General features: G+C 73.0%; 13 protein-coding genes. 8 read left to right on the forward strand and 5 right to left on the reverse strand.

Annotated features, from left to right (window positions below; translation table 11 throughout):
• Positions 1-86 precede the first annotated feature (86 nt).
• Entirely contained in the window at positions 87-3,098 is a 3,012-nt protein-coding gene (locus tag ACIPYQ_RS01455) for a beta-N-acetylglucosaminidase domain-containing protein (RefSeq protein ID WP_401245141.1), read from the reverse strand.
• A gap of 193 nt (positions 3,099-3,291) precedes the next feature.
• Here ACIPYQ_RS01455 and ACIPYQ_RS01460 point away from each other — a divergent pair, with 193 nt between their 5' ends.
• Positions 3,292-5,316 (forward strand): 4-alpha-glucanotransferase, encoded by a 2,025-nt coding sequence (locus tag ACIPYQ_RS01460; protein WP_401245143.1) that lies wholly within the window; start codon positions 3,292-3,294, stop codon positions 5,314-5,316.
• Positions 5,317-5,336: 20 nt separating this feature from the next.
• Positions 5,337-5,576 (forward strand): hypothetical protein, encoded by a 240-nt coding sequence (locus ACIPYQ_RS01465; protein ID WP_361770692.1) that lies wholly within the window; start codon positions 5,337-5,339, stop codon positions 5,574-5,576.
• Positions 5,577-5,713: 137 nt separating this feature from the next.
• Here the strand turns inward: ACIPYQ_RS01465 and ACIPYQ_RS01470 are convergent, their stop codons facing one another.
• Complete coding sequence (locus ACIPYQ_RS01470; RefSeq protein ID WP_361770690.1) at positions 5,714-6,205, reverse strand: MarR family transcriptional regulator; 492 nt, start codon at positions 6,203-6,205, stop codon at positions 5,714-5,716.
• A 108-nt stretch (positions 6,206-6,313) separates the two neighbouring features.
• Here ACIPYQ_RS01470 and ACIPYQ_RS01475 point away from each other — a divergent pair, with 108 nt between their 5' ends.
• Genes ACIPYQ_RS01475 through ACIPYQ_RS01490 form a run of 4 tightly spaced genes read left to right on the forward strand, consistent with a single transcriptional unit; the run spans position 6,314 to position 10,530 of the window.
• Positions 6,314-7,654, forward strand: coding sequence for an MFS transporter (locus ACIPYQ_RS01475; protein WP_401245146.1), 1,341 nt, complete (start codon positions 6,314-6,316; stop codon positions 7,652-7,654).
• Positions 7,655-7,704: 50 nt separating this feature from the next.
• The gene (locus tag ACIPYQ_RS01480) at positions 7,705-8,637 is read left to right on the forward strand and encodes an EamA family transporter (protein WP_401245148.1); all 933 of its coding nucleotides are present in this window, start codon (positions 7,705-7,707) and stop codon (positions 8,635-8,637) included.
• Positions 8,638-8,690: 53 nt separating this feature from the next.
• Complete coding sequence (locus ACIPYQ_RS01485) at positions 8,691-9,620, forward strand: DMT family transporter (RefSeq protein ID WP_401245150.1); 930 nt, start codon at positions 8,691-8,693, stop codon at positions 9,618-9,620.
• A gap of 10 nt (positions 9,621-9,630) precedes the next feature.
• Positions 9,631-10,530 carry a LysR family transcriptional regulator gene (locus ACIPYQ_RS01490; protein WP_401245152.1) on the forward strand — a complete coding sequence of 300 codons (900 nt, stop codon included), beginning with the start codon at positions 9,631-9,633 and terminating at the stop codon, positions 10,528-10,530.
• A gap of 215 nt (positions 10,531-10,745) precedes the next feature.
• Here the strand turns inward: ACIPYQ_RS01490 and pepN are convergent, their stop codons facing one another.
• Positions 10,746-13,337: an aminopeptidase N gene (gene pepN / locus ACIPYQ_RS01495; protein WP_401245154.1), complete on the reverse strand. Its 2,592-nt coding sequence runs from the start codon at positions 13,335-13,337 to the stop codon at positions 10,746-10,748.
• Positions 13,338-13,476: 139 nt separating this feature from the next.
• Here pepN and ACIPYQ_RS01500 point away from each other — a divergent pair, with 139 nt between their 5' ends.
• Positions 13,477-13,977, forward strand: coding sequence for a DUF1203 domain-containing protein (locus ACIPYQ_RS01500; protein WP_401245156.1), 501 nt, complete (start codon positions 13,477-13,479; stop codon positions 13,975-13,977).
• Positions 13,978-14,035: 58 nt separating this feature from the next.
• Here ACIPYQ_RS01500 and ACIPYQ_RS01505 read toward each other — a convergent pair whose 3' ends face one another.
• A complete protein-coding gene (locus ACIPYQ_RS01505) occupies positions 14,036-15,067 on the reverse strand; it encodes an aspartate-semialdehyde dehydrogenase (RefSeq protein WP_401245158.1) in 1,032 nt (343 codons plus the stop codon).
• 261 nt (positions 15,068-15,328) lie between these two features.
• Between ACIPYQ_RS01505 and ACIPYQ_RS01510 the strand changes: the two genes are divergently transcribed.
• A complete protein-coding gene (locus tag ACIPYQ_RS01510; protein ID WP_401245160.1) occupies positions 15,329-16,810 on the forward strand; it encodes a M28 family metallopeptidase in 1,482 nt (493 codons plus the stop codon).
• A gap of 79 nt (positions 16,811-16,889) precedes the next feature.
• Here the strand turns inward: ACIPYQ_RS01510 and ACIPYQ_RS01515 are convergent, their stop codons facing one another.
• Complete coding sequence (locus tag ACIPYQ_RS01515) at positions 16,890-20,213, reverse strand: S8 family serine peptidase (RefSeq protein ID WP_401245162.1); 3,324 nt, start codon at positions 20,211-20,213, stop codon at positions 16,890-16,892.
• Positions 20,214-20,445 lie beyond the last annotated feature (232 nt).

A 20,445-nucleotide genomic window follows, 5' to 3' on the forward strand; every position in this document is an offset into this window, starting at 1 on the left:
CTGGGGCTCCGCCCCAGACCCTCCCCCAGACTCCGTCCGGGGGGACCCCCACCCCTCAAACGCCGGAGGGGCTGGATTTGGCAGGGCTACGGGGTGACCGCGTAGGCCTCTGCCGACCAGAGGGAGCAGCCGTAGCGGGTGGCGCGGCGGTCGCACGTGATGCGGAGGAAGCGGGTGTCGGGCGCGTCCAGGCGGAGCGATTCGCGGCCGCCCGCCGAGGCCGTGACGGTCACCCCCGGGCGCCAGGTGACGCCGTCCGCGGAGGTCTCCACCCGGTAGGCGGACGGGTACGCGTCCTGCCAGTGCAGCTCCAGCCGGCCGACCCGGGCCGGGGCGGGCAGCTGTGCCTGCCACCACGCTCCGTCCACCGGCGGTGAGGACCAGCGGGTGGCCGCGGAGCCGTCCACGGCCGCCGAGGCCGGGAAGGCGGGGGTCTCGTCCGCCGAGGAGCTCGCCCGCGCGGTGCGCAGCAGGTCGGGGCCGCCGGTGCGGGGCACGGCCCGTACGGTCAGGGTCCGGGTCTCGCCGTCGAAGGTGACGGGGACCTGGTAGGTGCCAGGCGCGGTGGCCGGGGCCACCACGACCTCCAGCGGGATCGACACCTGCCCGCCGCGCGGCGCCACCGCGGTCTGCGGGAGGCGGACCTCTATGCCCGCCGGCGGCTGCGCCGACAGCGGGCCGCGGACCTCGCCGGGGCCCAGCGCGGACAGCTGCGCCGACACCCGCCGCGGGGCGCCGCCGATCTCGGCGTCGGCGGCCCCCTCCGTCAGCTCGAAGCGGGCGCGCGGGCCGTCCCCGAACCACGGGACCACCTGGTGCACCACGGGCGCGGCGCCCATTCCGGCCCAGGACAGCCGTACCGCGTCCGCGCTCAGCCCGGCCGTGTCCACCTGGGTCCAGCCCGAGGCCGCGGCGTCGGCGACCTTGCGCCAGCCTTCGCCCGGTACGTGCGCCTCCACTGCCGCGCCCCGCGTCCCCGCCGGGAACGGCTCCGTCATCACGGTCACCGCCGACACCGGGCGCGCGGAGTCCAGCCGGACCGTCCAGGCCTCCGGCTCCTTCGTCACCGTGCCCGTGGTGCGGGCGACGCCGGTCCACGCGTCCGCCGCCTCCGCCGCCTTCGTCAGGAAGGGCTCCAGGACGGCCTTGTCCACCCGGGCCGCCCCCGGTTCCGCCAGTGCCTTGCGTGCCTCGGCCAGGGCCCGGGAGGCCTGCCAGGCGGCGGCCCCGTCCCCGCGGGCCTGGGCCTGGAGGACGTCCACGGCCAGTTCGCCGGCGGCTCCGTAGCGCGCCAGCCGCTCCAGCCAGGGCCCCGCCTCGTCCGACAGGGCCGGCAGCCGGCCGGGGGCCTCGCGCAGGACCGTGAACGCCTTGCGCAGCTCGGCCCCGGCCGCCGGGTCGCCCGCGGCACGGGCCTTCCAGAACTGCTCGACCAGCGGCTTCAGATAGGCCGACTCCTCCTGCTTCAGACCCGACGACGCGGTGTTCCCGGCCAGCGCCGCCACCGCCTCGCGCTCCCGCGGGTCGGAGCCCGAGAGGTCGCGGACGGCCGCCTGCCAGGACTCGCCGGGCCGGTAGCCGCGCGGGTTCCAGGCGAAGTCCGCCGCCGTGAAGAGCGGGATCCGCGAAAGGACGGGCTGCTGCATCGCGTTGGCCAGCAGCGCCGCCGAGCCGCCCGCCACCGCGGGATCGCGGCCCGCGTACGGGCCGAGGAAGATCCGGCCCGGATCCCAGTCGTTGACCGGGTAGTTGTCCATGGTGATCAGGGGCTGCTGCCCCATGGCGGAGCGCGCCCCGGCCAGTTCCCCGCCCGTGATCGTGCGCGGCACCACGCCGACGCCCGTCCAGGCCACCTGCACCCGCGCGTCCAGCGCGCCCGCGAGGGCCGTCCGGTAGGAGGTGGCGCCCTCCTGGTAGTACTCCGTCGGCAGCAGCGACAGGGCGGGCGCGCCCGGATACCGGGCGGCCAGGTGCGCGGCCAGCTCGTTCGCGACCTCCGCGTGCGCCTTCGCGGCCGCCGCCGGGCCCTTCCCGTACCGCTCCCGGTCCGCGCGGCAGCCCCATTCCGAGTAGCTGACGTCCTGGAACTGCACCTGGAAGGCGCGGAAGCCGAGGTCCCACATCGAGTCCAGCTTGCGCGCGAGCGCCGCCCGGTCGGAGGCCGAGGCCAGGCACATCGACTGGCCGGGGGTGACCGCCCAGGCCAGGACCACCCGGTTGGCGCGGGCCCGTTCGGCCAGCGCGCGGAACTCCTCCTGCTGCGCCTGCGGGTAGTCCGTGCGCCAGCCCGTCGTCCGGTACGGGTCGTCCCCGGGCGCGACCAGCAGCCGGTTCTGCTTGGTGCGGCCCATGAAGTCCACCTGGGCGAGGCGCTGTTCGTTGGTCCAGGGCTGCCCGTAGAAGCCCTCGGTGATCCCGCGCACCGGTGCGATCGGCCAGTCCCGCACCAGTACCCCGGGCACCTTCCCGCGGTTCGCGGCGAGCAGCTGGCGCAGCGTCTGGGCCGCGTGGAACAGCCCCGCCTCGCCCACGCCGGCCAGTGCGACCGTGTCCCGGCCGCCGGGGCGCCCCACCGCGAGCCGGTAGCCCCCGTCCGGCAGGTCCGCCGCCGCGGACGCGCCGAGCGCCCGCAGGGCCTGCTCCGCACCCGCGTCGTCGAGCCGTACGAGGGTCCCCCGCTCGGGCACCGGCGCCCCGGGGGCCGGCTCGTGCAGGGTCTTCACGCCCGCCTTGCGCAGGGCGTCCCGCACCACCTGGAGCGCGTACGGGTCGGCGTCCGCCGGAGCGACCAGTACGGCCTCCGTGCCCAGCGCCACCTCGCGCGCCGGATCGGCGGCCATCGACTGCGGCCGGGGCCACACGGCGGGCCCGTCCGCGGCCGTCCGGGGGGTGTCGGCGCCGGGGTCGAGCACGGGGCCGACGGCGCCGTTGGCGCCGAGCGCGGCGGCAGCGCCGCCGCCCGGTGCGCGGGTCGGCGTGTCCGGGGTGGAGGGCGCCGTGAGGGTGCCGGGCGGCGCGGCGGCCACGGCGCCGCCGAGCAGCGACCCGATCACCGCTATGGCGGCGGCCGTCGACCGTTTCCTGCCCCTGAGCTGCACCGAGCCTCCTCGTCGCGCGACGTCCCCCACTCGTACGAATGAGCCCGAGCCCACCACTCGTGCGGCTGGGGTGTCAATGCGGGTGGGCGATCTGACCCGGATATGACAGGAATGCGGTCCCTCCGAGTGGGTATGGCTGGCGTGTTCCCCCGCGGCGTCCCGTCCTCCTGCACCACGCTTCTGACTCACCCTCATGCCCGCACGCACGAAGGAGCGCCCGTTGATGGACGACCTGGCCCGGCTCGCTGCCCTGTACGGCATCGCCACCGCCTACCAGCCCGCCGCGCACGTCACCGTCCAGGTGCCGGAGGCCACCGTCAAGACCGTCCTCGGCCTGCTCGGGGTGGTCACGGACGACGCCGAGAGCATCCGGGTGTCCGCCGAGGAGGAGTCACGGGAGGCGGCCCGGCGGCTCCTGCCGCCGACGGTGGTGCTCTGGCAGGGGGAGCCCGTGCCGCCGCAGCCCGCCGCCCTCCCGCCGGGCACCCGGGTCCGCGTGGTGGCCGAGGAGACGGGGGAGGAGCTCGCGTGGGGCCCCGGACTGCCCCTGGGCGTCCACCGGCTCACCGCCCGGGCATCCGACGGGCGGACCGCCGAGGCCACCCTGGTCGTGGCCCCGGAGCGGGCCCCGGCCGCACCCGAGCGGGCCCACGGGCTGCTCGTCCAGCTCTACTCCCTGCTCTCCGAGCACTCCTGGGGCATGGGCGACCTCGGGGACCTCGCGGAGCTCGCCCGCTGGGCGGGCCGCACCCACGGCGCCGGCTTCATCCAGGTCAACCCGCTGCACGCGGCCGTGCCCGGCACCCCGACCGACCCCTCCCCGTACCGGCCGTCCTCGCGCCGCTTCCCGGACCCGGTCCACCTGCGGATCGAGGACGTCCCGGAGTACGCCGACTGCCCCGACCGCGCGGCCCTCGCCGAACTCGCCGGGCAGGGCGCGCAGCTGCGCCGCGAGGTGCTGGAGAAGGGCGCGCTCATCGACCGGGACGCCGTGTGGGACCTCAAGCGGCAGGCCCTGGAGCTGCTGTACGCCGTCCCGCGCACGCCCGCGCGCGAGGCCGCCTACCGCGCGTTCCTCGCCGAGCAGGGCGCTCCGCTGGACGTGCACGCCGCCTGGTGCGCCGGGCACGCGGGGGAGGACCCGCAGGAGCGCGGGGACTTCCACCGCTGGCTGGTCTGGCTGACGGACGGCCAGCTCGCCGCCGCCCAGCGGGCCGCCCGGGGGGCGGGCATGACGGTCGGCATCGTGCACGACCTCGCCGTCGGGGTGCACCCGCAGGGCTCCGACGTGTCCGGGTCGCCCAGCTACGCCCGGCACATCTCCGTCGGCGCCCCGCCGGACGCCTTCAACGCGCGCGGCCAGGACTGGGGGCTGCCGCCGTGGCGCCCCGACGTACTGGCCGCCACCGCCTACGCCCCCTTCCGGTCACTGCTGCGCGGGGTGTTCAGCTACGCGGGGGCGCTGCGGATCGACCACGTCATGGGCCTGTTCCGGCTGTGGTGGATCCCGGAGGGGACCCCGCCCGCCGAGGGCACGTACGTCGGCTACGACGGCGAGGCCATGCTGGCGATCCTGGTCCTGGAGGCCCACCGGGCCGGCGCCCTGGTCATCGGCGAGGACCTCGGGACGGTGGAGCCGCGGGTCCGTCAGGAGCTGGCCCGGCGCGGGGTGCTCGGCACCTCGGTGCTCTGGTTCGAACGGGACTGGGCCGGCAGCGGGAGCCCCCTCCCGCCGCAGGCCTGGCGGGCCGACTGCCTGGCCACCGCCACCACCCACGACCTGCCGCCCACGGCCGCCAAGCTCGCCGGGGCGCACGTGGAACTGCGCGACCGGCTCGGCCTGCTGACCCGCCCGGCCGCGGAGGAACGGGCCGAGGACGCCGCCGACACCGCCGAGTGGCTGGAGCTGCTGGACCGGCTCGGCCTGGAGACCAAGGGCGAGGAGGCCGCCGTACGGGCCCTGTACGAGTTCCTGCTGCGCACCCCGGCGCGGATGGTCGGCGTATGGCTGCCGGACGCGGTGGGGGACCGGCGGCCGCAGAACCTGCCCGGCACCTGGGACCAGTACCCCAATTGGCGGCTTCCGGTGGCCGATGCCGCGGGGCGGCCCCTGACGCTGGAGGAACTGGTCGCCTCGCCCCGGGCGAACGCCCTGCTGGGGGCGCTGGCAGGGGGCGTGCGACCTCGTACGGCACCCCCGGGCGCGCGCCCCGTTTAGGTGTTCGCTACGTTTGCACCGTGGACAAGAAGAACGCTCTGCGCGCCGGCGCCGTCACGGCCGGAACGACGCTGATGATGCTGCTGATGACGTCTCCCGCCCTCGCGCTGACCCGCGACGACGGTGACGACCCGGGCCCGGGCCTGAGCATCGCCCAGACGCTCGGCCTGTACGTGGCCCTGCCGATCGTGCTGTTCCTGGTCATCGCGGGTCTCGTGATGGTCCTCGACAAGTCGGACCGGCAGCAGAAGCAGGCCTGAGCAGGTCCGGCCCCTCGGGGCCGGGACCGCAGGACTTTCCGGGCGCCGGGGGTCCGCACCGCCGATTCGCATCGGCCGTGTGGCGACCCCCGGCGCCTTGTCGTGTCTTCGGGCGCCCCGCGGGCGCCTCGGACGACTCAGATGCCGGCCAGTAGCTTGCGGAGCAGACCGGTGAGTACGCCGACCTCCTCGTCGCTCAGCCCGGTCAGCGCGTCGCGCTGCACCTCCAGGCCGGCGGCGACCGCCTCGTCGATCAGCGCGAGGCCGCGGTCGGTGATCGTCACCTGGAGCCCCCGCCGGTCGTGCGGATCGGGCTTGCGGCAGAGCAGCCCGGCCTTCTCCAGCTTGTCCAGCCGCCCGGTCATGCCGCCCGTGGTGAGCATCAGCGTGGCCGAGAGCTGGCGGGGCGAGAGCGTGTACGGGGCGCCCGAACGGCGCAGGGTGGCGACGACGTCGAACTCCCCGCGCGAGATGCCGAAGCGGGCGTAGCGCTCTTCCATCGCGTCGCCCATGGCCTTGGCGATCCGGTAGATGCGTCCGAAGACGGCCATGGGGGCCGTGTCCAGGTCGGGGCGCACGGCGAACCACTGGGCCGTGATCGCGTCGACCGCGTCCTTGTCGTCACTCATGAGTGCAGTATTCCGCTTCCCTGAGATTGTTCGCAAGAAAGTTGCTTGACGAAAAGTAGCTTAGCGATAAGCTACTTACGAGCAACCGAATCTGGGGGAGAGGCCGTCATGGCAGTGTTCAGGAGCAGGACAGCGACGGCCGGGGAGGCGAAGGTCGCGGGGGAGCGGTCGCTGCTCCTCGGCATCGGCGTCAGTGCGATCGGGATCGGCATGTACATCCCGTTCTCGCTCGTCTTCTTCCACCACGTCACCGGCCTCTCCCTCACCCTCGTCGGCCTGGTCATGACGGTCACCGGGCTGGCCGGACTGGCGTTCATGCCGCTGGCCGGCTCGGCCGTCGACCGCTTCGGCGCCAAGAGGGTCAACCTGGTGCTCTACGGGATCCGGGCGCTCGGCTTCGCCCTCTACCCCTTCGCGAGCTCCCTGCCCGCCTTCGCGGCCGTCGCCCTCGTCACCGCGCTCGCCGACCGCTCGTTCTCCGTCGTCCAGCAATCCCTGATCGGCGAGGTGGCGCGGGGCGCCGCGCGCGACCGGCTCCAGGCGTCCACCCGGGCCCTGCAGAACGCCGGGATGGGGGCGGGCGCCCTGCTCGTCTCCGGAGTGCTGGCCCTGTGGGGGACCGGCGGCTTCACCTACACTGCCTGGGGCAACTCCCTCGCCTTCGCCCTCGCCGGACTGCTCGTCAGCCGGGTCCGCCCGCTCCGCGAGGCCGCGGCCGGCTCCGCCCCGCGGACGGCCGCCGGGTACCGGATGGTCCTGCGCGACCGCCCCTTCCTCGGGCTCACCGCCGCGAACTTCCTCACCGCGCTCGGCTACTCCGCCCTCTCCGTCCTCTTCCCGCTCTACCTCTCCACCTGGCTGGCGGCGCCCGACTCCCTCACCGGAGCCGCCTTCACCGTCAACACCGTCCTGTGCGCCGGGATCGGCGTGCTGATCGCGGGCCGCGTCCGCCGCTCCGGCGCCCGCCGCACCCGCTCGGCCGCCCTCGGCGCCCTGCTCTTCGCCGCCGCCTTCGTCGGGCAGATCGTCCTCGGCACGCTGCGCCCGGGCCAGACCGTGACCCTGGTCGCCCTGCTGGTCATCGTCGCCGTCTACACCCTCGGCGAACTCGTGCACAGCCCCTCCGGCGGCGCCCTGTCGGTCTCCGCCGCCCCCGAGGCCGTCCGCGGCCGCTACCTGGCCACCTACCAGCTGTCCTACTCGCTGGCCAGTGCGCTCGCCCCCTCCCTCTTCACCGCCCTGCTCGCCGTCGACGGCCGCCTGCCCTGGGGCGTCCTCACCGTCGCCGCACTCGGCGCCGCCCTGGCACTGGTCCGGCTGGAGCGGCACCTGCCGGCCGAGGCCGTGCACGCCGAGCCGCCGGCCGCCGCCGCTGCCGGTGCCGCCGCTGCCGACGCCGGGAGCGGGGCGGCGCCCGAACCCCGGCCGGCCTCCGCCGTCGCCGCCTGAACCCTCCCGCCCGGTCCCGCCTTCCTCACCCGATCGAGGAGCCACCCGCCATGAAGCGCTTCGCCACCGTCGCCCTGACCGCCCTCGCCCCCATCTCCTGGGGCTCCACCTACGCGGTGGCCACCGAACTGCTGCCGCCCGACCGGCCGCTGTTCACCGGGGTCATGCGGGCCCTGCCCGCCGGCCTGCTGCTGACCGCCCTGGCCCGCACCCTGCCCAAGGGCGAGTGGTGGTGGAAGTCCGCCGTCCTCGGCATCCTCAACATCGGCGCCTTCTTCCCGCTCCTCTTCCTCTCCGCCTACCGGCTCCCCGGCGGTGTCGCGGCCGTACTGGGCGCCGCCGGCCCGCTGTTCGTCGTAGGACTCGCCGCCCTCGTCCTCGGGGAACGGGCCGGCCTGCGCACCGTACTGGCGGCCGTCGTGGGGGCGTTCGGCGTGAGCATGGTCGTCCTCACCGCAGAGGCGAGACTCGACGTTGTCGGCGTCATCGCCGGCGTGATCTCCTCCGCCTCGATGGGTGCGGGCACCGTCATGACCAAGCGCTGGGGCCGCCCCGAAGGCGTCGGCCCGCTGGCGATGACCGGCTGGCAGCTCACCGCGGGCGGGCTGTTCATCATCCCGGTCGCCGCCCTCGTCGAGGGAGCCCCGCCCGCGCTCGACGGCAGGGCCTTCCTCGGCTACGGCTACATGATGCTGATCAACACCGGGATCGCGTACTGGCTCTGGTTCCGCGGCATCGGACAGCTCACCGCCACCTCGGTCACCCTGCTCGGACCGCTCTCCCCGCTCACCGCCGCCGTCATCGGCTGGGCCGCCCTCGGCCAGGCGCTGTCGCCCGTACAGCTCGTGGGCATGGCGATCGCCTTCGGAGCCACCGTCGCCGGTCAGCTGGCGGCCGCCCGCACCCCCCGACCGTTCAGTTCTACTGAACGGAACGATCAGAACATTTCGATGGACCTGACCGATGAGAGGGTGCGACGGTAGTCCGACGACAGATAGCCCGACCGACTCCGAGGGGGAGACACACAGTGGCCGTCATGGACCGCGACCGCGACCGCGTCCGTACCGTTTCGCACGCCGAGCCCGGCAGCACGGGGAGGAAGGGCGCCGCCGGACTCGGCGTCCTCCTCGCCCTGACCGCGACGGTCGTCTGGTCCGGCAGCTTCGTGGCCACCCGGGGAATGGCCGACACCGTCCCGCCCGTCCAGGCGGTCTTCTGGCGCTGGATCATCGCCCTGATCGCCGTCGCCCCCTTCGCCGCCCGCCAGGCCTGGCAGCAGCGGGCCCTGATCCGGCGGCACTTCGGCTACATCGCCCTCGCCTCGCTGTTCGGCGTCGCCCTCTACAACACGCTCGTCCACCAGGCCGGACTGACCACCTCCGCCTCCAACATGGGCATGATCATGGCCGCCTCGCCGGTCATCATGGCGCTCTACGCCCGCCTCGGCGGCGAACGGCTCGGCCCCCGGCGGACCTTCGGCATCCTGCTCGCCGCCTTCGGCGTGCTGCTGCTCGTCGGCGACGGCTCCCTCGGATTCGACTTCGGCGCCGGCGACCTGTGGATGTTCGGCGCCGCCCTCTCCTTCGCCACGTACAGCGCCCTGCTGCGGCGCAAGCCCGCCGAACTGGGCGGCCTCGCCTTCCTGATCACCACCTTCGTGCTCGGCGCGCTGATGCTGGCGCCCGTCTACGCCGTCTCCGTCTCCGTCCAGGGCGGCTTCGAGATCACCACCGGGACCGTCGGCCCGCTGCTGTACGTCGGGGTGTTCTCCTCGGCCGTCGCCTTCTTCGCCTGGAACAAGGCGGTCTCGATCATCGGGGCGGCCCGCGCCGGAGTCGTCTACTACCTCCAGCCGGTGTGCGTGGCCGGGCTCGGCCTCCTGCTCCTGGGCGAGCGGACCGGACCCGCGCAACTGCTCTGCATGGCGCTGATCCTGGGCGGTGTCGGGCTCGGTGCACGGCGGTAGGTTCGGGCCCATGACCGAGTGGGACATCAAGAAGCTGCGGATCCTGCGGGCCCTCGCCGAACAGGGGACCGTGACCGCGACGGCCGAGGCGCTGCACATGACGCCCTCGGCCGTTTCGCAGCAGCTGACGAACCTCGCCCGGCAGCTGGGGGTGACCCTGCTGGAGGCCGAGGGCCGGCGGGTCCGCCTCACCGACGCGGCCCACCTCGTCCTGCGGCACGCGGAGGCGGTGTTCGCACAGCTGGAGGCGGCCGACGCGGAGCTGGCCGGCTATCTGTCCGGGGACGCGGGGGAGGTCCGGGTCGGCGCCTTCTCCACGGCCGTGCCGGCGCTCGTGGTCCCGGCGGTGGCGGCGCTGCGCACGACCCGTCCGGGGGTGGAAGTACGGGTCCGGGAGGCCGAGGCGGCGGAGTCGTACGAGCTCCTGTCGGCCGGGGGCGTCGACCTGGCGCTGTCGCTGGCGGCCCATGCGCCGACCGCGAGGGACGCCCGGTTCACCCGGGTGACGCTCCTGGAGGACCCGCTGGACGTGGCGCTCCCGCCGGGGCATCCGCTGGCGGGCGCGGCGGGGCTGCGGCTGGCGGACCTGTCCGGCGACCGGTGGATCTACGGGGGCAGCGGCCCCTGGTCGGAGATCACCCGCACCGCGTGCGAGGCGGCGGGGTTCGTCCCGGAGCAGGCGCACTCGGCCTCCGGCTGGACGGCGATCCTGGCCATGGTCGAGGCGGGGATGGGGGTGGCGCTGGTCCCGCGGATGGTGTCGAGCCGGGTGTCGGGGGTGGCGGTGCGGGTGCTCGCGCACGATCGGCCGACGCGGCACGTGATCGCCGCGGTCCGGCGGGGCGCCGAAGCCGCGCCCGCCCTGTCCCACGTCCTGGCCGCACTACGCGCCGCGGCCGCCGCCCGCTGACCGCCGGGTGCGGGTGCGCCGCTGCGCGGAGCCGCCTCCCCGCCCCGCCCTTTCTCCGTTTCCCGGTGCTCCGCCCCGGACCCCGTACGTGCGCTGCGCGCCCGTGCCCTCAAACGCCGGGCGGGCTGAAATACCCGGGCTCCGCCCGGAAGATCCAGCCTCGCCGGCGTTTGAGGCGCGGGGTCTGGGGCGGAGCCCCAGGAGCCGGAGGCTCCTTAGGCCTGAGCGGCAGCGGCCGCGGCGTCGGCTGCCTGGGCCTTGAGCGCGCGTTCGACGCCCGCGCGGGACTCCGAGACCAGGCGGCGCAGGGCCGCGTTCGGCTCGGCCGAGGCCAGCCACGCGTCCGTCGCGTCCAGGGTGTCCGCGGAGACCTGGAGCGCCGGGTACAGGCCCACCGCGATCTGCTGGGCGATCTCGTGGCTGCGGGTGTCCCAGACCTCCTTGACCGCCGCGAAGTACTTCGCGGTGTACGGGGCCAGCAGCTCGCGCTGGTCGGTCTGGACGAAGCCGCCGATCACGGCCTCCTGCACGGCGTTGGGGAGGTCCGCGGACTCCACCACCGAGGCCCACGCCCGAGCCTTGGCCTCCGCCGTCGGCCGAGCCGCCCGCGCGGTCGCCGCGTGGCGCTCACCGGCCGCCGTGGGGTCCCGGTCCAGCTCCGCCGCGATGGCGGCCTCCTCGGCGACGCCCGTCGCGGCGAGCCGCTCCAGGAACGCCCACCGCAGCTCGGTGTCGACGGCCAGGCCCTCGATCTCCGCCGCGCCGTCGAGCAGGGCCGACAGGTAGGTCAGCTGCCCCTCGGTGCGGGCCGTGGCCGCGAAGGCCCGCGCCCACGCCAGCTGGTGGTCGCTGCCCGGCGCCGCCGCACGCAGGTGCTCCAGCGTGGCCTCGGTCCAGGCCGCCAGGCCCTGCTCCCGCCACGCCGGGTCGGCGTACTGGTCCACGGCCAGCTTCACCTGGCGGTGCAGCGACTGGACGACGCCGATGTCGGACTCCTTGCCGATGCCCGAGAGGACCAGCGCGAGGTAGTCGCGGGTGGCGAGCTCGCCGTCCCGCGTCATGTCCCAGGCGGAGGCCCAGCACAGCGCGCGCGGCAGGGACTCCGCGAAGTCGCCGATGTGCGCCGTGACCGCGGCGAGGGACTCCTCGTCGAGGCGGACCTTCGCGTACGACAGGTCGTCGTCGTTCAGCAGGACGACCGCCGGGCGGGCCCGGCCGACGAGCTCCGGCACCGTGGTGAGCGCGCCGTCGATGTCCAGCTCGATCCGGTCGGTGCGTACGAGGGCGCCGTCCTGGAGCTCGTACAGGCCGACCGCGATGCGGTGCGGGCGCAGGGTGGACTCGCCCTGGGCGCCGGCGGGCAGCGCGGGCGCCTCCTGGCGGATGCCGAAGGCGGTGATCAGGCCGTCCGCGCCGGTGGTGATCTCCGGGCGCAGGATGTTGATGCCGGCCGTCTCCAGCCACGCCTTCGACCAGGCGGTCAGGTCGCGGCCGGAGGTCTCCTCCAGGGCGCCCAGCAGGTCGGACAGGCGCGTGTTCCCGAAGGCGTGCGCCTTGAAGTACGCCTGCACGCCCTTGAAGAAGGCGTCCATGCCGACGTAGGCGACGAGCTGCTTGAGCACCGAGGCGCCCTTGGCGTACGTGATGCCGTCGAAGTTGACCATGACGTCGTCGAGGTCACGGATGTCCGCCATGATCGGGTGCGTGGACGGCAGCTGGTCCTGCCGGTACGCCCACGTCTTCATGGAGTTGGCGAACGTGGTCCACGCGTGCGGCCACTTCGAGCCCTCGGAGTACGCCTGGCAGGCGATCGAGGTGTAGGTGGCGAACGACTCGTTCAGCCACAGGTCGTTCCACCACTCCATGGTGACCAGGTCGCCGAACCACATGTGCGCGAGCTCGTGGAGGATCGTCTCCGCCCGCACCTCGTACGCCGCGTCCGTCACCTTCGAGCGGAAGACGTACTGGTCGCGGATGGTGACCGCGCCCGCGTTCTCCATGGCGCCCGCGTTGAACTCCGGCACGAAGAGCTGGTCGTACTTGGCGAAGGGGTAGTCGTAGGCGAACTTCTCCTGGAACCAGTCGAAGCCCTGCCGGGTCACGTCGAAGATCGCGTCCGCGTCGAGGAACTCGGCGAGCGAGGGCCGGCAGTAGATGCCGAGCGGCACGGACTGGCCGTCCTTGCCCTCGTAGGAGCTGTGCACCGCGTGGTACGGGCCGACGATGAGCGCCGTGATGTACGAGGAGATGCGCGGGGTCGGCTCGAAGCGCCAGACGTTGTCCTTGACGTCCGCCGCCTCCGGCGTCGGCGAGTTCGAGATGACCGTCCAGCCCTCGGGGGCCGTCACGGTGAACTGGAACGTGGCCTTCAGGTCGGGCTGCTCGAAGCTGGCGAAGACCCGCCGCGCGTCCGGCACCTCGAACTGGGTGTAGAGGTACGCCTGCTCGTCGACCGGGTCCACGAAGCGGTGCAGGCCCTCACCGGTGTTCGTGTACGCGCAGTCCGCGACGACCCGGAGCTCGTTGGCCCCGGCCTCCAGGTGGGCCAGGGCGATGCGGGAGTCCCGGAAGACCGCCGCGACGTCCAGCGACCTGCCGTTGAGGACGACCTCGTGCACGGCCGGTGCGACCAGGTCGATGAAGGTCTCGGCCCCGGCCTCGGCCGACTGGAAGCGCACGGTGGTCACGGACGGGTAGGTGCCACCTTCCTGCGCTCCGCTGAGATCGAGTTCGATCTCGTAGGAGTCGACGGTGAGCAGCTTTGCCCGCTGCTGAGCCTCTTCACGGGTGAGATTCGTGCCTGGCACGCGGTCATCTCCTTTGATGGTGACGTTGCCCCGTCATCCTTCCACGAGGGGGGCGCCACCGGCGCGGAGTAATCCACCGGCGAACACGAGGTCGGAAACCTGCCGGATTGCGGCGGTCGGCTGCGCCATGCTGACGGGTATGAACAGCGCATACCGGGCGATGCCCATTCAAGAGGCGGCGCTCAAGGAGCTCCGCGACCGCGACGACGCAGGGCGGGACTGCGTCCCGTTCACCGACGACGAGGGCGGGGCGCCGCTGCGGTGCTGCCTGCGCCCCGGCACGGCCGGTGAGCTGATCGCGCTCGTCTCGTACGCACCGCTGCGGCGCTGGGCCGCCGCCACGGGTGTGGATCCGGGTGCCTACGACGAGCAGGGGCCCGTCTTCGTCCACGCCGAGGACTGCGGCGGACCGTCGGACGGGCAGGGCTACCCGTTCGCCCGGCCCGGCGTGCGGCGCGTCCTGCGGCGGTACGACGCCCGCGGGCACATTCTCGGCGGGCAGGTCCTGGAACTGGGCACGGATCCCGACGGGATGATCGAGCGGGCCCTCGACGAGGCCTTCGCGGACCCCGCGGTGGTCCTCGCGCACGTGCGCGCCGCCGAGTTCGGCTGCTTCCTGTTCGAGGTCCGCAGGCCGTGACGTGCGGGAGGGGCGGGTGCCGTCCGGCATCCGCCCCTCAGCCGTACGCGCGCCGGGATCAGCCCTGGCGGAGCTCCTCCGCGACGAGCTCCGCGATCTGGACCGCGTTCAGGGCCGCGCCCTTGCGGAGGTTGTCGTTCGAGAGGAACAGCGCGAGGCCGTTCTCCACCGTCTCGTCGGAGCGGATGCGGCCCACGTACGAGGCGTCCTTGCCGGCGGCCTGGAGGGGGGTCGGGATCTCCGACAGCTCGACGCCCGGGGCGTCCTTGAGGAGCTCGTAGGCGCGCTCGACGCTGATCGGGCGGTCGAAGCGGGCGTTGATCTGCAGGGAGTGGCCGGAGAAGACCGGCACGCGCACGCAGGTGCCCGAGACCTTGAGCTCCGGGATCTCCAGGATCTTGCGGGACTCGTTGCGGAGCTTCTGCTCCTCGTCGGTCTCGAAGGAGCCGTCGTCGACGATCGAGCCCGCGAGCGGTACGACGTTGTAGGCGATGGGCCGCTTGTAGACGGCCGGCTCCGGGAAGTCCACCGCGCCGCCGTCGAAGGTCAGCTGGTCGGCGGCCTCGGAGACCGCGCAGGCCTGGGTGCGCAGCTCGGCGACACCGGCCAGGCCCGACCCGGACACGGCCTGGTAGGTGGTGGCGATCAGCGCGGACAGGCCGGCCTCGTCGTGCAGCGGGCGCAGCACCGGCATCGCGGCCATGGTGGTGCAATTCGGGTTCGCGATGATGCCCTTGGGGCGGTTCTTGATCGCGTGCGGGTTGACCTCGGAGACGACGAGGGGAACCTCGGGGTCCTTGCGCCAGGCGGAGGAGTTGTCGATCACGACGGCGCCCTGCGCGGCGACCTTCTCGGCCAGGGCCTTGGAGGTGGCGCCGCCCGCGGAGAAGAGCACGATGTCCAGGCCCGAGTAGTCGGCCGTGGACGCGTCCTCGATGGTGATCGACTGTCCCTCCCACTCGAGGGTGGAGCCCGCGGAACGGGCCGAGGCGAACAGCCGCAGCTCGTCCACCGGGAACTTCCGCTCGGCGAGGATGCCGCGCATGACTCCGCCGACCTGTCCGGTGGCTCCGACGATTCCGACCCTCACGGTGACTCCTTTTGGTACGTACGACGCGGGCGCGCGTGGAGCCATCATGCGTTCGACCCCACGAGCCTTGTCCAATCCATTGTCCGAGGAACGGACGGTGTCCTGAACGTGAACCCGTGTGACGAGTCCGTGGCGGGCGTGTTGCAGGGCCCCTGAACATCCGTTTCGCCAGGTCGGAGCCGGTTAGCGTCCGATCTGCCATGGCTCGGATTCCGGACGTGGCCGACCGCAGAACGAACATCCGACTCGGGGAGATCCACCGTGCGCGCCATCCGCCACCGCCGCCGGTCCATACCGGCGCTCGCCGCCCTCGCGGCCGCCGCCGTCGCCGCACCCGTCCTGCTGACCGCCACTCCGGCGGCCGCCCACCCGCGGGAGGGCAGGCTCGCCAAGGAGCTGGTGGAGGAGGTCACCGCCCGCGGCGCCTACCGCCACCTGGCGAAGTTCCAGCAGATCGCCGACGCCAACGGCGGCAACCGCGCCGCCGGTACGCCCGGCCACGCGGCCTCCGCCGCCTACGTGCACGACACGCTGAAGAAGGCCGGGTACCAGGTCTCGTACCAGGACTTCGACATCTACGAGGCGCACACGAAGACGGAGCGGACCACCGTCCTCGGCCAGGACTCCCGCGAGCTGGCCACCGCCGCCTTCACCTTCACCAAGTCCACCCCGGCCGGCGGCCTGGCCGCCCCGCTCGCCCTCGCACGGGTCGACGAGACCCCCGGCTGCACGGCGGACGACTACCCGGCCGGCGCCTTCACCGGGAAGATCGCCCTGGTCAAGCGGGGCGCGTGCACCTTCGTGGAGAAGCAGCGGGCGGCCGCCGCGGCCGGCGCGCTCGGCGTCATCGTGTACAACCACAGCGGCACCACCCCGGTGCGCGGCGGGTTCTCCTCGCCCGACGAGGGGATCATCCCGAGCGCCGGCATCACGCTGGCCGACGGCGAGGCGCTGACCGCGGCCGCCGCGAAGGGCGAGGTGAGCGTGCGGCTGGAGCTGGACCAGGAGCACGTGAAGAAGACCACCCGCAACGTGATCGCCGAGACCCGCGGCGGCCGCTCCGACCGCGTGGTGACCGTGGGCGCCCACCTGGACTCGGTCCCCGAGGGCCCGGGCATCAACGACAACGGCTCCGGCTCGGCCGGTCTGCTGGAGGTGGCCCTGAAGCTGGCCGACGAGGGCGCCAACAAGAAGGGCAAGGGGCCCGCCAACAAGGTCCGCTTCGCCTGGTGGTCGGCGGAGGAGCTGGGCCTGCTGGGCTCGGAGCACTACGTCGCGCAGCTGTCCGAGCAGCAGAAGAAGGACATCGCGCTCTACCTGAACTTCGACATGATCGCCTCGCCGAACCCGGTGCAGTTCGTCTACGACGGCGACGACTCCGACCGGACCGGCGCGGGCGCCGGCCCGGCGGGCTCGGCGCAGATCGAGGCGCTGATCAACGGCTTCCTCGACAAGAAGGGCAAGCCGCACGAGGGAAGCGACTTCGACGGCCGCTCCGACTACGGCCCCTTCATCGCGAACGGCATCCCGGCCGGCGGCACCTTCACCGGCGCCGAGGGCATCAAGACCGCCGAGCAGGCCGGGCGCCACGGCGGCACCGCGGGGGCCCCGTACGACCCGAACTACCACGGGGCGGGCGACAACCTGAAGAACCTGGACCTCAAGGTCTTCGACACCAACCTGGACGTGATCGCGCACGCGGTCGGCACCTACGCCGAGTCGCTGCGCTCGCTGGGCAAGTAGCGGAGCCGGGGGGAGGAACGGCCCGAGGGGGCGGTGCTCGTCAGAGCGCCGCCCCCTCGGGTTTTCCCTGTGGAAGGTGCTACGGGAGGACCTTCTCGATCTGCACGCTGCCGGTGCCGGCGGCGGTGCCGCGGGCGTTGAGCAGCTCGACCTGGCCGAAGAACTGCCGGCCCTCGGGGGCCGCGCTGGTGACCAGGACGTTCGCCGAGACCTGCGCGGTGGCGCCGGTGGCGAGGTTCACCGCGGCGGCCTCGTCGACCTGGACGGAGCCCAGGGCGTCCGAGAAGAACACGTCGCGGTAGTCGTACGTGGTGGAACCGGACGGGATCGCGTAGCCGATCACCTTGACGGTGTAGGTGCCCGCGGCCGGGTTCACCAGGCTCACGGCCTCCTCGGAGTCGCCGTCGGCGGCGGAGCCCACCTTGACGCCGTCCTTGTAGACCTCGAGGTCGAGGTCGGCGGCGGTGTCGGACACCTTGCCGATCGCGACCTCGAGGCGGGAGGTGCCCGCGGGCACCGCGATCTCGGTGGTGTGGGTCTCACCGTTGGCGATGGTCGGCTTGGCGACCTTCGCGGAACCGAGCGGGCCGCCCTTGAGCTTGCCGCCGGTGATGGCCGCGCCGGCGTTCTTGACGCTCCACTGGACCGGGGCCGGGGTGCCCTGCTTCACCTCGGGCAGGACCTTGACCGCGGGGTCGAAGGCCGCGCCGAGCACGGAGACGTCCAGCTTGAACGGGTTGTCCAGGACCGGCGACGTACGACGGGCCTCGACCTCGATCTCCCAGACGCCGGGCGTCGGCTCGGGGTACGAGCGCACGTCGGGGCGGCAGGTGTTGGCCGGGTTGTCGTAGTTCGGGTAGCAGTTGGTCGTGGCCGTCGGGTCGACCGGCGTGCCGTACGGGTGGATCGCGATGAAGCGCGTCTGGGCGCCCGCCGCGAGACCGCTGAGCGCGACCTCCAGGCTCTTGGCGCCCGGCGGCACGGTCACGAAGTACGACTTGTGCGAGTTGCGCTGCACGGTGGAGGACTGCGACAGGGAGAACGACGGCGCGGCCAGGGGGGCGGAAGCCACGACGGTCGTCAGGATCTGCTTGTCGATGCCCTCGGTGGTCTCGTCGTCCAGCTGCAGGATGCCGCTGTGGACGCCGGCCGTCTTGGCGTTGGCCTCGACCTTGATGGTGACGGGCTTGTTCAGCGGCAGGGTGACGTAGTCGTAGCCGCCGATGACCTTGAAGGTGCCGTCGTTGTTGCGCCAGCTCAGGTCGTGCCGGGTGCCGTACTTGACGCCCGTGGTGCGGGTGACGACGACGTTGTAGACCTTCTTCTGGCCGACCTTCAGGCCGCCCTCGCGGTCGTACAGGCCGGTGCCGAAGCCCGGGGTCTTCAGGAACTGGTCGATCGCGGTGTCGACCGGCGCCTTGACGGTGAACTCGTTGGCCTTCGCGTCACGCTGGATGGACTCCCAGGCGCCCTTGACGTCGATCAGACCCGAACCCTGCGCGTGCGCCGGGACGTTGTCGATCTTCTTCGCGGAGCTGGTGAGCGCGACCCGCAGGGAGGCCGGGGTCAGCTTGATGTTCTGCTGCTTCGCGGCCGAGATCAGCAGGGCACTCGCGCCCGCCGCCTGCGGCGAGGCCATCGAGGTGCCCTGCAGCATGCCGTAACCGGCCGGCAGGGTGTAGCCGGCCTCCTTCACCGGCGCGCCGGGCAGCCAGGTCTGGATGGTGTTGATGGCCGCGCCGGGGGCGCTGATGGTCGGCGTGAAGCCGCCGTCCTCACGCGGACCGCGCGAGGAGAAGGGGAACATGTTGTACTTCGTGCTCACGCCGGAGCCGTAGTTGGCGGCCCACGTCTCCTTCGAGACCGAGGCGCCCACGGAGATGACCTTGTCCGCGAGGGCCGGGTCGCCGATGGTGTTCACACCCGGGCCGGAGTTGCCGGCCGAGATGACCAGCTGGACGCCGTAGGTGTCGACGAGGTTGCGGTAGAGCTCGGCGCGCGCGTTGTTGCCGTCGTTCAGCGCCGGCAGGCCGCCGATCGACATGTTGACGATGTCCACGCCGCGGTTGACGACGAGGTCGATCATGCCCTCGGTCAGCGCGATGTTGGTGCAGCCGCCGGACCAGGAGCAGGCGCGCGAGGAAACGAGCTTCGCGCCGGGCGCCTCGCCGTTCATCTTGCCGCCGAAGAGGCTGTTGGCGGCGGTGATGCCGGCGACGTGCGTGCCGTGCTCGGACTCGATGATGCCGATGTTGACGAAGTCGGCCTTCTTGCCGACCCAGTCCCCGCCCAGCGGGTCCATCGGGACGTCCTTGCGGATCTCGATCACGAACGGGATGCGCTCGGCGACCTCGGTCGCCGGGTTGTCCGTGCCGAAGTAGCCGATCTGGTAGCCGTCCTTGTACGGCTTCATCGGCTCGTTGTTCGTGAAGTCGCCGTCCTGGTCGGTGTCCACGCGGACGGTGCCGGCGGCCGCGTCGTACAGCATGCCGAACCGGTCGGTGGTGTCCCCGTCCCGGTTGACGTCGCCCGCCATGTCACCGGTGGCGGTGATCGACTCGCTGAACCGGCTCCACTGGAAGGTGCCCTCGGGCGCCTTCCAGCTCTGGCCGCCCGCGGTGAAGGTGCCGCCTGCGGCGGTGACCGGGGTGATCTGGGCGCGCCAGGTCCCGTCGTTGTCGGTGATCGGGTCGGTGGCCGTCACCCAGTCGACGATCTTGCGCTCGCCGGTGGTGGTCTTCTGCAGGGCCGGGTGGCCGAGGTCGACGCCCGAGTCCATGATGCCGATGGTCACGCCACGGCCGTCGGCCTGCGGGTTGTCATTGACGAAATCAACGGCACCCGTCTCGAAGGACGGGTTGTACGGGTTCTTCGCCGGGGTGTTCTTGTCCGGCGCGGGGTACGTCTCGGCGGCGGTCTTCTTGACCGTGCCCGACTCGCCCTTGGCGTCGGGACGGGGGTCCGGCAGCTGGATCTCGTGCCGCAGGTCGATTCCGTGCACCGAGGACAGCTTGGCGGCCGCCTTCAGCGCGGCCTCCGCCTTGCCGGTGGGCAGGGTGGCGCGCACGTAACCGAGGTTGTCGTACGTCCGGCCCACCGAGGCGCCCTGTACGGCGTCGAGCTGTTCGGCCACCTGCTTGGTCTGGCCGGGGGCGGTCGCGACCATGACGGTGACGTTGGCGTCACCCTTGGCCTTGGCCTCCTGGAGCAGCTCGGCGTCGGCCGAACCGAGCTTCTGGTCGGCGGACTTGACCGCCGGGGTGGTGCCCGGGTTGTCCGCGCCGGTCGCGGCGAACACGGGGCCGGCGCCGGTGGCCGCGAGGGCGGCGACCAGACCGGCCGCGGCCGCGACGCGGGCGACGCGTCTGGCCCCGGGTATGGAACTGGGGGATTCGAGGGTCATCAGCATCCCTGGTAAGTGAAAGATACGGTCCGGATTTCGGTGCCGGATGACCGGTCAGCTTTCCTCACGCGACAGCTCTTTGGGGAGAGTTGTCATTGACCGAGACCTGCCATGGCGGACTCTCGCCAGCGCGGAGCATGCGCCAGCGCGGCCGTACCGGGGCACAGTGGTGCGAACCAAGGCTGCTGAAGAGTAGATTTGTAGACTTTCCCGCCTTGCCGTGATGAACGGT

It is taken from the genome of Streptomyces sp. NPDC090045, from assembly GCF_044747975.1.
In the GTDB taxonomy this organism is placed as follows: Bacteria; Actinomycetota; Actinomycetes; order Streptomycetales; family Streptomycetaceae; genus Streptomyces.